This window comes from Psychrobacter sp. H8-1 (genome assembly GCF_904846575.1).
GTDB classification, from domain to species: Bacteria; Pseudomonadota; Gammaproteobacteria; order Pseudomonadales; family Moraxellaceae; genus Psychrobacter; species Psychrobacter fulvigenes.
This window is the reverse complement of record NZ_CAJHBG010000001.1, coordinates 2221085-2233565: the sequence shown is the minus strand read 5'-3', so window position 1 is coordinate 2233565 and position 12481 is coordinate 2221085. Positions and strand designations below refer to the sequence as shown.

General features: G+C 44.2%; 11 protein-coding genes and 1 tRNA gene. 10 read left to right on the top strand and 2 right to left on the bottom strand.

Going from position 1 to position 12481, the window contains the following annotated elements; all coding sequences use genetic code 11:
• The first annotated feature begins 69 nt into the window (after positions 1 to 69).
• From JMY01_RS09050 to JMY01_RS09005, 10 genes are all read left to right on the top strand, one after another.
• Positions 70 to 1260, top strand: coding sequence for a porin (locus JMY01_RS09050; protein WP_201575247.1), 1191 nt, complete (start codon positions 70 to 72; stop codon positions 1258 to 1260).
• Between the two features lie 230 nt (positions 1261 to 1490).
• Positions 1491 to 3125, top strand: a complete 1635-nt coding sequence (locus JMY01_RS09045) for a CTP synthase (protein ID WP_201575246.1) — start codon at positions 1491 to 1493, stop codon at positions 3123 to 3125.
• Positions 3126 to 3399: 274 nt separating this feature from the next.
• Positions 3400 to 4275, top strand: a complete 876-nt coding sequence (kdsA, locus tag JMY01_RS09040) for a 3-deoxy-8-phosphooctulonate synthase (protein ID WP_201575245.1) — start codon at positions 3400 to 3402, stop codon at positions 4273 to 4275.
• 125 nt (positions 4276 to 4400) lie between these two features.
• Positions 4401 to 4646: a cation transporter gene (locus JMY01_RS09035; RefSeq protein WP_201575244.1), complete on the top strand. Its 246-nt coding sequence runs from the start codon at positions 4401 to 4403 to the stop codon at positions 4644 to 4646.
• Positions 4647 to 4745: 99 nt separating this feature from the next.
• Positions 4746 to 4970 (top strand): heavy-metal-associated domain-containing protein, encoded by a 225-nt coding sequence (locus tag JMY01_RS09030; protein WP_201575243.1) that lies wholly within the window; start codon positions 4746 to 4748, stop codon positions 4968 to 4970.
• Positions 4971 to 5312: 342 nt separating this feature from the next.
• On the top strand, positions 5313 to 7661 hold the full coding sequence (locus JMY01_RS09025) for a cation-translocating P-type ATPase (RefSeq protein ID WP_201575242.1): 2349 nt from the start codon (positions 5313 to 5315) through the stop codon (positions 7659 to 7661).
• A 333-nt stretch (positions 7662 to 7994) separates the two neighbouring features.
• Positions 7995 to 9311 (top strand): phosphopyruvate hydratase, encoded by a 1317-nt coding sequence (gene eno / locus JMY01_RS09020; protein WP_201575241.1) that lies wholly within the window; start codon positions 7995 to 7997, stop codon positions 9309 to 9311.
• Between the two features lie 145 nt (positions 9312 to 9456).
• The gene (locus tag JMY01_RS09015; protein ID WP_201575240.1) at positions 9457 to 9765 is read left to right on the top strand and encodes a septum formation initiator family protein; all 309 of its coding nucleotides are present in this window, start codon (positions 9457 to 9459) and stop codon (positions 9763 to 9765) included.
• A 151-nt stretch (positions 9766 to 9916) separates the two neighbouring features.
• On the top strand, positions 9917 to 10663 hold the full coding sequence (gene ispD, locus JMY01_RS09010; RefSeq protein ID WP_201575239.1) for a 2-C-methyl-D-erythritol 4-phosphate cytidylyltransferase: 747 nt from the start codon (positions 9917 to 9919) through the stop codon (positions 10661 to 10663).
• A 428-nt stretch (positions 10664 to 11091) separates the two neighbouring features.
• Positions 11092 to 11712: a BLUF domain-containing protein gene (locus JMY01_RS09005; protein WP_227677793.1), complete on the top strand. Its 621-nt coding sequence runs from the start codon at positions 11092 to 11094 to the stop codon at positions 11710 to 11712.
• 381 nt (positions 11713 to 12093) lie between these two features.
• On the opposite strand, the gene JMY01_RS09000 is transcribed toward JMY01_RS09005, so the two are convergent.
• Together JMY01_RS09000 and JMY01_RS08995 are read right to left on the bottom strand one after the other, a co-directional pair.
• Positions 12094 to 12169, bottom strand: a tRNA-Glu gene (locus JMY01_RS09000).
• A 52-nt stretch (positions 12170 to 12221) separates the two neighbouring features.
• Complete coding sequence (locus JMY01_RS08995; RefSeq protein WP_201575238.1) at positions 12222 to 12419, bottom strand: hypothetical protein; 198 nt, start codon at positions 12417 to 12419, stop codon at positions 12222 to 12224.
• Positions 12420 to 12481 lie beyond the last annotated feature (62 nt).

The window sequence follows — 12481 nt, the reverse complement described above, 5'->3', positions numbered from 1 at the left end:
GGCAGCAGCTGATCATATTTTGCTCCTTCATATAACTGTAAAAACCGTAAAGTAAAGGTAGATATATCTATGAAAAAACTCCTTTTAGTGACTGCAATCGCTGCTTTTTCACTATCTAGCGCACAGGCAGCTCCGAAGTTTTACGGAAAAGTGTTTTTGACGGCTGATTATATCAATGCCAAAGCAGATATGAACACGCGGCTTGGCGTCAATGAAACCACCAAAGTCTTAAGCGCTTATGATGAGGATGTCGTAGAGCTAAATTCGCACTCTTCACGTATGGGAGTCAAAGGCTCTGAGGCCATGACGGATAATATGGATGTGGTCTATCAGCTAGAATATCGCATCAGTGTGGACGGTGATGATAAAAGCTTTAAAAGCCGTGATACGTATTTAGGACTGGCTAACAAACACTTTGGCGAGTTTCGCTTTGGGCGTAACTCATCAGTACTAGGAGAGGTGGACAAGGCCATCGTCACCGAAGGCTACTGGGATAACTTGGGCGACAGCAAGCTCAAAAGCAATAATAAGCCCAGAGCACTGAACATGCTTGATGATTCACGGCAGGATAACTCCATGGTATGGATTGCGCCTAAGTACAAGGACTTACCTGTAGAGTTGCGAGTGCAATACGCCCTTGATGAGAGCAGCGCAGCTGACAGCAATGATAGCCAAGATGGTTTTGGGGCTTCTTTAATGTATAAGGCAAAAGCTGGTTATACGTTAGGTCTTGCCTATAGTAAGGATATGGATATAAGCGATGACATCAATATCTTAGACCTGACAGATCCAGATGAGCCACGTAGGAGTAAAGTTGATTACGGTGGTGACGTTATCCGCGCTGAGGTGACGGCTGATTTAGACAAGTATATGGCAGTGCCAGTCACTTTAGGGCTGCTGTACCAGCAAGCTGACTATGATTTTACAGGCTCTAAAAAAGAAAAAGGTCTGGTGGTTAGCGGTGAGATGGACTTAAAAAACTTTACCAAGCCAGCTTCTGTCTATCTGCAGTACAATAAGACAGACAATCTAAATGGTTATAATAATTCCAATTCAGAGCAAATGGTGCTTGGCGGTAAGTACAAATTTAAGAAAAATATCACCGCTCATGCCTATATCGGTAAAAACTCAGCTGACTATGTAGCCGTTGGCAAAATTAAAGGCGTGGATGTGAATGATAAAAAATACGAGCGCTATGACAATATTGAATCAGATATAGAGGTGTTTGCTTTTGGTGGCGGCTTAGAATACAAATTCTAAATTAGAGGCTATATAGATGCTATAATAGTAGAAGTACGATAAAGGCTTATCTTTCGCTGATAAGTCTTTTTTTGTTGCTTAATGTTCAACAGATCCCAAAGTAAGACGAAATTCAAAAGCCAATGTTTTGAGCGGCTTTTCAGTAAGTTTAGCCAAGTTTTATCTTTTGCCCTATATTTTGTGGCGTATTTTTAGTAAAATCCTTCTTTACCAATTACCGAAAGAGTACTATGACCAAGTTTATATTTGTGACCGGTGGGGTAGTGTCCTCACTAGGAAAAGGTATTACCGCAGCCTCTCTTGCTGCGATACTTGAAGCCCGCGGCGTCAGCGTAACGATGACCAAGATGGATCCATACATCAACGTCGATCCAGGTACCATGAGTCCATTTCAGCATGGTGAGGTATTCGTGACCGAAGATGGCGCTGAGACGGATTTGGATTTGGGCTATTATGAGCGTTTTTTACGTCATTCAAAAATGAGTAAGGGCAACAACTTTACCAGTGGTCGTATCTACCAAAATGTCCTGAATAAAGAGCGCCGTGGTGAGTATCTAGGTGGCACGGTACAGGTAATTCCGCACATCACTGATGAGATTAAGAGCAAAATATTGGCCAGCGGTGAAGGCTATGATATCGCCATTATCGAGATTGGCGGTACGGTCGGTGACATCGAGTCTTTGCCATTTATGGAAGCCGTGCGCCAGATGCAGGTAGAGCTTGGCCGTAATAGAGCCATGCTGATGCACTTGACGCTAGTGCCGTATATTGCCAGTGCTGGTGAAACCAAAACCAAGCCCACCCAGCATTCGGTGAAAGAGCTGCGTTCTATCGGTCTGCAGCCTGATATCTTAATCTGCCGCTCTGATCATCACATCTCACAAGACAACCGCCGTAAGATTGCGCTATTTACCAATGTCGAAGAGCGTGCGGTCATCATGTGTGAAGATGCCGAAAGCATCTATCAAATACCGCGCACGCTGCATGAGCAAGATCTCGATGATCTGATCTGTGAGCGCTTTGGTCTGGATGTGCCAGAAGCAGACTTGAGCGATTGGGACAAAGTGGTTGAAGCTCAGCTCAATCCTGAAGCGACTGTCACAGTTGCGATGGTCGGCAAATACGTCGAGCTGCCTGATGCTTATAAGTCTATCAACGAAGCCTTGCTACACGCGGGTATCACTCACAAGCTCGCTGTCAAGATTGACTATATTGATGCTGAGTTTTTGGAAACTGATGACAAACTAATGGCGCAGCTAAAAGAAGCTGATGCTATCTTAGTGCCAGGTGGTTTCGGTGAGCGTGGTACGTTCGGTAAGATTAAAGCCATTACTTATGCTCGCGAAAACAAAGTTCCATATTTGGGTATTTGTCTTGGTATGCAGCTGGCAGTGATTGAATATGCGCGTAATGTACTGCATATCGACGCCAATTCTTCTGAATTCGATCGTAAGGCGGCTGAGCCTATCATAGGCCTCATCACTGAATGGTTAGATGAGCGTGGTGAGTTACAAATCCGCACGGATGATTCAGACCTTGGTGGTACCATGCGTCTGGGCGCACAGCAAGCCGAGCTGGTTGCTGGTAGCAAGCTCAGCCAAATCTATGGCGCGAGCAATATCACTGAGCGTCATCGCCATCGTTATGAGATGAACAACCGCTATATCGAGCCATTAGAGCAAGCGGGCATGAGTATTTCGGGCTACTCTGCCAAGCAGCATTTGGTTGAAGCGGTCGAGATTGCCGATCATCCTTGGTTTATCGCGGTACAGTTCCATCCAGAGTTCACCAGCTCGCCACGTGGTGGTCACCCGTTGTTTAATAGCTTTGTCAAAGCGGCGAAGACTTATAGCGATAAAGGATAGGGTTTTTTAGCGTGCTGTTTAGTACAATATTAAGCTGATTATTTCTTAACGCGCCATGATAAAAAAGACTGATCTTCGGATTGGTCTTTTTTGCTTTTAGTGGGTGGTTTTAGGTTTCTGACGGCTGCAAGTTTTGTGGCCTGTTACTTATGATGACAGCTAATTACGCTTGTACACTTTTTTTTCTTAGCCTATCGGTTACAATGTCAGCTATCAGTATCAATGACGATAATATGAATAACAATAAAGAGGACAGCCCTGCATGGATAAACAGATGGATAACCTATTAACCGCACAATCACATATTCAGCTCAGCACTCCTGATAACCACAGCATCAATATCGGCAATGATCAGCCGTTTGTATTATTTGGTGGTATGAACGTTTTGGAGTCAAAAGAGCTGGCCTTTGAGATTGCTGAGCAATATATCGATATTTGTCAGCGTTTGGGTATCGGTTATGTGTTTAAAGCCAGCTTTGATAAGGCCAACCGTTCAAGCTTGCACTCGTTTCGTGGGCCTGGGCTTGAAAAAGGTGTAGATTGGCTAGGTCAAATTAAAGAAAAGTATAATGTACCCATCATCACTGACGTGCATGAGCCGTACCAAGCTGAGCCTGTCGCTGAAGTGGCGGATATCATTCAGTTGCCTGCTTTTTTATCAAGGCAGACAGACCTAGTACAAGCGATGGCCAAGACAGGCGCAATCATCAATATTAAAAAAGCCCAGTTTTTGGCGCCGCATGAGATGCGCCATATCCTTAATAAATGCTTAGAGGCGGGAAATGACAAGCTCATTCTTTGTGAGCGTGGCAGTGCCTTTGGCTATAACAATCTGGTCGTGGATATGCTGGGCTTTGATACCATGAAGCAGATGGAGGTGCCAGTCTTCTTCGATGTCACTCACAGCTTGCAGCAGCCAGGCGCACGCAGTGATAGTGCAGGTGGCCGCCGTGAGCAGATTACTACCCTCGCACGTGCAGGTATGGCGACTGGTCTGGCAGGACTGTTTTTGGAAGCGCATCCGAACCCTGAAGCGGCCAAATGTGATGGCCCTTGTGCGCTACGTATGAGTCAACTAGAGCCGTTCTTGCGTCAGCTGAAACAAATTGATGAGCTGGTAAAAGGTTTTGAAGTATTGGATACTCATTAATCAAAGCTACTTTCAGTTATTATAATTATTGGGTGTAGGCTGTGGCTTTAGCCCAGAATTCTTGACAAACTATTATAATTAGCTGCGCTAAAAGTACCAGTCTATAACTATAAAAGGGCAAGATAATGGCGATTCAAGTAGCACAAGTGAGTATCGAAAATATCGATGATGCCGAGGGTCTAGAAAGCGTGATGGTCGCCCTACAGAACATCACAGGCGTGACCGCTATTGAGCTTGATCCTGCTAGTAACGTCGCCACAGTACGTTATGAGGATACTGATACCAGTATCCATGCTCTGACTGCTGCGATTAGTATGGTGGATTATGTCACTCAGCCGTTTCCTGTTGATGCACCGCAAAACCCAGATTAACTTTGGTTAGATTAACGTTAGTCAGTTACGAACCTGTATAATAGTAAAACGCTAACGACTTTTATAAATAACAAAATACACAATAATAAGGAGCCTAACATGGCAAACCAAACTCGTATTATAAAAATTGATGGCATGACCTGTGGTGGCTGTGTCCAAAGTGTTCACAATGCCACTGCTGATATCGACGGCTTAGAGACCATGACGGTAGAGCTGGCTGATAATCAAGCCACGGTTACTTTTGATGATAGCCTGACAAGCGCGGAAAAAATCGCTGAAGCTATCGAAGACGCAGGCTTTGATGCGACAGTTGCAAACGCTTAAATTTATATCCTAGTTGCAGGGCGTGTCCTCAGTCTGAACGATGTACTCTAAATGGGCTAAAAACGGCTAAATCTTTGCCAAACCGCGTCAAATATCTTGCTAATATCCTGATACTATCTACGCTATTTTCCTAGTTTGGCTGCAATTTATCTCGTTTTTATCACCATTTCCAAAATAAGGACACGCCCTAGTAAAAACCAGCTGCTATGGCTGGTTTTTTATATAGATCGTATCGATATGTAGGTAGGTATGACAGACAGACAGTCAGTAAGCCTATGCTGTCATCGCCACAATCTTTACATTCAATTTTCTTTTTTATCATCGCCATCATGAGCTTTATATATGAATGATTTCACCAAAAAATCGACACATCAGACCAATGAAGTGGAAACTGAAATCACAGCTGCTAATCAGTCGCAGCCACAGCAGGCGCATTTGCAATTGGCGATTGATGGGATGACGTGTCAGGCGTGTGCCTCACGAATCGAAAAAGTGCTGAATAAAAAACCTGCCATCCATCAGGTCAACGTCAACTTCGCAGGCGAAACAGCCAACGTTGACTACGACTCTACGCAGACCACTCCCGAAGAGATTACCGAGTGGGTCAATAAAACGGGCTTTGTCGCCAACTTGCAAGCAGGTGATAGCTTGTTTGCGCAGACTGACAAGGATACAGCCACTGAGTACCCGTGGCGATTGATAGGCTTATGGATTTGCTTGGTGCCGTTCTTAGTTGGCATGGCAGGTATGCTCATCGGTCAAGGTATGGCGTGGATGCCACCCGTGTGGATCCAGTTTATTTTGGCGACGATTGTACAGTTTGGCTTGGCATTGCCGTTTTATAAAAGCGCGTGGGCGTCGATCAAAGGCGGTCTTGCCAATATGGATGTCTTGGTGGTCATCGGTACGGTCACTATTTGGGCATACTCGACCTATCTATGGTTTGCGCATGGTGATGGCAGCTTCGGCAGTCTGTTCCAAAGCTCAGGCGGTCATGATGGCCCTCCTGTTTATTTCGAAGCAGGGGTAATGGTGATTGCCTTTGTGCGTACTGGCAAGTACTTGGAAGAGCGTACCAAAAAGCATAGCCTAAACAGTATAGATCTTTTATTGTCATTAACGCCAGACGAAGTCGAGCAGCAGCAGCCAAACGGTGACTTCCATAATGTCGCACTCAAGGACGTACAGGTCGGTGATATCTTACGTGCCAAGCAAGGCAGTCGCGTGGCGACAGATGGTACTGTCACTGAGGGCAGTGGTTGGTGTGTAGAGAGCCACTTAACAGGCGAGTCCGTACCACTCAAAAAAGAACAAGGCGATGAGCTGTTAGCGGGGGCGTTAGTCGAGAATGGCAGCCTGTTATACCGTGTACGAGCCAAGGGCAGCGATACCAAGCTTGGAGATATGGTACAAGCGCTGAGCGATGCGCAAGGCTCAAAGTCTAATTTGGCACGTTTAGCAGATAGGGTGACGGCAGTATTCGTCCCTGTCGTCGTTGCTATCGCTATTGTCACCTTTATAGTGACATGGTGGATCACGGGTACAATCAGTACTGCACTGATGCACTCTGTCTCTGTGCTAGTGATTGCCTGTCCCTGTGCGCTTGGCTTGGCCACGCCTGCGGCAATTATGGCCGGTATGGGCGTAGCGGCGCGTCATGGCGTCTGGTTTAAAGACGCTCAAAGCCTTGAGGCAGCAGGTGATATTGATACCGTGGTACTCGATAAAACCGGCACATTAACCATCGGTAGACCCACTATCGTGGACGAGGTGATGGTTGATAAGTCGCTTGCGGCCGATGATGTACTGCAGATCGCTGCCAGTGTCGAAGTACATGCCAGTCATCCGCTTGCCACTGCCCTTATTAATGCGGCAAAAGATCGCGGCTTACCGCTACTGCCTGTTACTGATGTTAGCGTGGTTAAAGGTGCTGGTATTCAAGCGAATATCGAGGGACTTGGTACGGTAAAAGTCGGTACAGCAGAGTTTGCCAGCTTGACCCTACCAAAGCTAATGCCAAAAGTATGGCAGATCGCCAGTACGGTTGCGATTAGTATCAATGATGAGCCGTTGGGTGCTTTTGCCTTAGCGGATGACTTAAAGGCGGACACCCCGCAAGCTGTTACCGCACTACAAGATGCTGGTATCAAAGTCATCTTGATGAGTGGTGACAAACAATCAGTCGTCGACCATGTGGCAGGGCAACTGGGTATTGAAGCCGCTTATGGTGGAATGAGTCCACGCGATAAGGCCAGCCAAATCGCTGTATTGCAAACAGCTGGTCACAAAGTGGCAATGGCAGGTGACGGTGTCAATGATGCGCCAGCGATGGCCACAGCTGATGCTAGTTTTGCGATGTTTGAGGGAACGGATGTAGCACAGCATAGTGCCTCTGCACGCTTGATGGGTGAGTCGCTTATGCATATCGATGCCGCACAAAAAATCGCTCAAGCAACGCTACGCAACATCAAGCAAAACTTATTCTTTGCCTTCCTTTATAACACGCTGGGTATTCCGCTTGCTGCATTTGGCTTTTTAAGCCCGATGATTGCAGCAGCAGCCATGGCGCTTAGCTCTATTTCGGTGTTGATGAACGCCCTGCGCTTAACGCGATTCAAGACAGCGGTTGAGCTAGAAAATACAGTATCTAAACCTACCGCTGAGACTCAAAAATTAGCCGATGGTCAGTGACCCTATTGAAAGGTTAATTTGAGTCATAAAAGCTGCTGCCTAATGCGCGGTTTAAATGAATTTATGCTATGATGCAAAATACAATAGCCAGAATATTATTCGCTCAATAAAGCGTTCAGCCTAACGATAGGTTATGGCTTTTGTAAGCAGTCAATGGCTGCAAAAAAGTCTAACTAAAAAAAAGCGTGGCTGATGAGTTTTTAAAACTGGTTATAAAAATCTTGAATTTCTATTTCTATTTATAAAGATCTGACTATATCGTTTCATTTTTATATTTTTAAGTCCCTTTTTTATCCCACACACTTGGCATGACCAAAGGAATTAACAGACATTATGTACGCTGAAGAAATCAAAAACGCCACCGAAATTAAAGACATCCGCGCGCGTGAAATTCTGGACTCGCGTGGCAACCCAACGATTGAAGTTGATGTTACCCTAGCTGACGGTATTATTGGCCGTGCAGCTGCACCAAGTGGTGCATCGACGGGTTCACGTGAAGCTTTAGAGCTACGTGATGGCGATAAAGATCGCTACATGGGTAAAGGGGTCAAAAAAGCCGTTGCCAACGTAAATAGCCAAATTCGTAGTGCCCTGATAAATACAGATGTGACTGAGCAGCAGCGTATCGATGATGCGATGATTACGCTTGATGGCACTGAAAACAAAGAAAGCTTGGGTGCTAATGCTATGTTGGCCGTATCGCTAGCAGTTGCAAAAGCAGCTGCTAAAGCACAGAGCCTACCATTACATCAGTATATTGCTAACTTACGCAATCAAACATCTCTCACCATGCCAGTACCAATGATGAACATCTTAAATGGTGGTGAGCATGCGGACAATACGGTAGATATCCAAGAGTTTATGATTGAGCCAGTAGGGTTCACGAGCTTCTCAGAGGCATTGCGTGCTGGTACTGAAATTTTCCATAGCTTAAAGTCTGTACTTAAGTCTCAGGGCTTAAGCACTTCAGTAGGTGACGAAGGTGGTTTTGCCCCCAATCTACGCAGTAACGAAGAAGCCATTACCGTTATCATGCAAGCGATTGAGCAAGTGGGTTATAAACCAGGTGATGACATTCACTTAGCGCTTGACTGTGCAGCCAGCGAGTTTTATAAAAACGGCCAGTATATCTTGGCAGGCGAAGGCAATAAGTCATTCGATAGCCAAGGCTTCTCAGACTATCTCGTTGGGCTAGCACGTCAATATCCTATTATCTCTATCGAAGATGGTCTTGATGAGTCGGATTGGGATGGCTGGAAGTACTTGACTGAGCAAATCGGTGATACAGTTCAGCTGGTCGGTGATGATTTGTTTGTGACCAACCCTGCTATCTTGCAAGAAGGTATCGATAAAAAAGTTGCGAATGCGATTTTGATCAAATTTAACCAGATTGGTACGTTATCAGAAACGTTAGACGCCATTTATCTGGCGAAGAAAAATGGCTATGCAACGGTTATATCGCATCGTTCAGGTGAAACCGAAGACAGCACCATTGCAGATTTAGCGGTCGGTACGGCTGCTGGTCAGATCAAAACAGGTTCGCTATGCCGCTCAGATCGCGTAGCAAAATACAACCAGTTGTTACGTATTGAACAACAAGTACGTGCCAGCTACCGTGGCCGTGAAGAGTTCATCGGTCTACGTGGTTAACAAGCTGAGCTTAGAGCTAAAGCTAGGCAATATATCAACGATTGTATTATATAAATCATTGTATATTGTCTAGCAAGCTTTATCAGTATCTAACCCAATACCTCTATCTCATTTGGCATTTCTATCTTACTTATGTTGCGATCTTATGAAATATCTTAGCCAGTTTATGCTACTTGCTCTAGCCGTTGCAGTGCTGTTAGGACTGCAATATCAGTATTGGCTGGGTGAAAATGGACGTTTTGAGCATCATAACTTGCAAACCGAAATTGAAGAGCAGCAGCGCTTGAATGACAACCAAGTCGCCGCAAACAATCTGCTACGTGCTGATGTGCAAGATCTAAAAAATGGCCTTGAAGCAGTAGAAGAGCATGCTCGTCTAGACTTAGGTCTGATTAAACCCAATGAGACTTTTGTACAGGTATCAACCGCACCCACTACTCACAGTCGTAATTAATGCTTTTTACTATACGCTTTTCTTTTATATGTCATTTCTAGTAATGACACAGCCCATTTTAAGTTTTGCAAACCTCCCTTTTTACTCTTATTGCCATGGACATCCAACCATGAGCACCAAGCTGTGAACCCTAATTTATGAACAACAAGTTATGAACACCAAACCCTGTGTACATACCATGATCGTCGCTGCTGGGCGTGGTAGTCGTTTTGGTGCGTCTATAGCCAAGCAATATACAATGCTACAAGGGCAGACGCTATTACAGCATAGTGTCGCAAGGTTAGCATCTAGTGGATATATCAACGAGTGTCTATTGGTCATTGCTGCAGATGACAGTATCGCGCAAGGGTTGGATTTTGCCTTACCGATTCATTATGCTGTTGGTGGCGCTGAGCGTTGGCAGTCAGTACAAGCAGGCGTAGAAGCGATCATGAAGGCAGGCGCTGATGACTCAGATTTGGTTTTGATACATGATGCAGCGCGCCCTGCTGTTCTGAGCCATGATATCGATCAAGTCATCGAAGCTGCCATGCTAGAGCCCTATGGTGCTATTTTGGCAGCCCCTGTCGCTGATACACTCAAGCAGTCTCAGCCTAACACTCCTGATACCCAATCAAAATCTGCAACCACCAGTAGTTCAAACGATTATATCGCGCACACGGTTGACCGTGATGGGATGTGGCAGGCACAGACCCCACAAGTCTATCGGCTCGATCAACTGTATCAAGTACTGACCCATGTCGGTGAGCAGCAGCTTGCTATTACCGACGAAGCCAGTGCATTTGAGCATATGAATCTGCCCATTCGTTTGGTAACAGGCAGTCGCCAAAATATCAAACTGACTTACCCTGATGATGCAATCTTGCTAGGGGCAATCTTAACTGCTCAGAATAAATGAATCATGCTGAGGCATACATAAACTGAGGTTTTATTTGACTCATTGCGTTTCTCCCTTATTCATTGTTTCAATAACCAGCACTTAGCTCAATTCTTGTGTCATTACACCCTCATTCACATCTTTATTCAAACTGTTATTGCTGCTACAAATATAGCGGCACATTTTCTGCCGTCCTGCACTTATAAAATTCCGTTTTTTAGATATATGATTAGCGACTACAGGCAGCTAATATAAAATAAAAACCACCGTCATATTCTAAAAAGCTGCTCTGTTGACGTAACTAACCTATGATGTAACCAAGTTTATACAATAAAAAACAAGTCTTATAATATCAATCATATGCTGAGCCGCTTTTACATCGATAACTGTCTTGCTTTTATATTATTAGTAAAAATAAGTGTTTTTATTTCATCGTAAGGAGAAGTCGATTGCCAGAAGTTACTGATACAAGAGATGCAAAAGTAATGAATCTCTTCCAGTTCGTATATATTAGCCGTATCACTTCTACTGGAATGTCAGGCTCTAGTACGCTTAATGATATTGCTGAAGTTTCTATTAAAAATAATAAAGCCAATAATATTACTGGTATTCTTTGCTATGGCAATGGCTACTTTTTTCAGTGTGTGGAAGGATCAGAACAAGCATTAACGAATTTAAAAAATGGCTTGTTGATGGATGATAGGCACAAAGATTTACAAATCCTAAATTTCTCTCAAATTGTTTCACGCCGTTTTAGCATCTGGTCAATGCGTTCTATTGTGCTTGAGCGTTGGATGGTCAAGGACCCTAAGGCAAAAGCACTTATGCCATTCAAACCTTTTGATTGGACGGCTGATAAATGGCAAGGATTTCTAGAGATTTTACATGGCTACTATGAAGAGCAGAAGGACAGCGATGAGATCGATGCACAGCCTATCAAATACAATGCCCTGGGTGTAACGCTAGGCAAAGTGGTAGGAGAGCATCAAGCGTTCTTTTTGATTCAAACTGTCCTTGGTGCACTTATTTTATTGGCATTGCTATGGTTTATGCTATCCGATAAGTTTTAACGACAGAACCAAAAAGTCTCGTTAGCAAAATATCGTTAGCTGTGTCAAAACTGCGGTGTCCACTAAATGTATTACTGCCACTCGTTACTCTTGCTACTCTCATTTTTGTGCATAATATAAATACTCTAAGAGTAAAAAGAGAGCTTGAATATAAAAGCCAGCAAATTGCTGGTTTTTTTAGTTTTATAGCTTCTAATAATAAAGATAAACGAATACCGCTGCTCTACAGTCATTTGTAGGCTTAACAGATCTTTGAGAGTTAAACAGACCCTAGGAAGAAAAGCGTAGAATATTACAGGCATAAAAAAGACCCGTAAAATCTTATAGATTTTACGGGTCTCATAAATGCTAAAAATAACAACTGATTAGCACTTTAATATATGGCGTCCCCAGGGGGATTCGAACCCCCGTTACCGCCGTGAAAGGGCGGTGTCCTAGGCCTCTAGACGATGGGGACTAGGTACTACGCCTTCAGCTGCTTTCACCATTTGTGCTGAAGTGGGCATATTCTAATGGCGTCTGCGTTTTCTGTCAAGTCTTTTTCTTCGTCTTTTTAAAATTAAGTATCTTTTTTTGATAGCACGTTTTGGATGTAGGTCTTTACGCTTTAAATGATGGCGAATCCATAAAGAAGTACAAGCACTAATGGTCATCGCAAGCAGCATATAACCGATGATGGTACCCCATAATTTAAATTGTGGATCCATAACAAAATCCCTCTGTAGTTCCCTAAATAGCGTGTTGCATATACTATTTGGGGTATGAGTAA

Bases quoted from the DNA above. Each gene is read 5' to 3' on its own strand.
- JMY01_RS08995 (WP_201575238.1), bottom strand. From the start codon at position 12,419: ATGGATCCACAATTTAAATTATGGGGTACCATCATCGGTTATATGCTG.
- eno (WP_201575241.1), top strand. From the start codon at position 7,995: ATGTACGCTGAAGAAATCAAAAACGCCACCGAAATTAAAGACATCCGC.
- JMY01_RS09035 (WP_201575244.1), top strand. From the start codon at position 4,401: ATGGCGATTCAAGTAGCACAAGTGAGTATCGAAAATATCGATGATGCC.
- JMY01_RS09030 (WP_201575243.1), top strand. From the start codon at position 4,746: ATGGCAAACCAAACTCGTATTATAAAAATTGATGGCATGACCTGTGGT.
- JMY01_RS09045 (WP_201575246.1), top strand. From the start codon at position 1,491: ATGACCAAGTTTATATTTGTGACCGGTGGGGTAGTGTCCTCACTAGGA.
- JMY01_RS09025 (WP_201575242.1), top strand. From the start codon at position 5,313: ATGAATGATTTCACCAAAAAATCGACACATCAGACCAATGAAGTGGAA.
- JMY01_RS09050 (WP_201575247.1), top strand. From the start codon at position 70: ATGAAAAAACTCCTTTTAGTGACTGCAATCGCTGCTTTTTCACTATCT.
- kdsA (WP_201575245.1), top strand. From the start codon at position 3,400: ATGGATAACCTATTAACCGCACAATCACATATTCAGCTCAGCACTCCT.
- JMY01_RS09015 (WP_201575240.1), top strand. From the start codon at position 9,457: ATGAAATATCTTAGCCAGTTTATGCTACTTGCTCTAGCCGTTGCAGTG.
- ispD (WP_201575239.1), top strand. From the start codon at position 9,917: ATGAACACCAAACCCTGTGTACATACCATGATCGTCGCTGCTGGGCGT.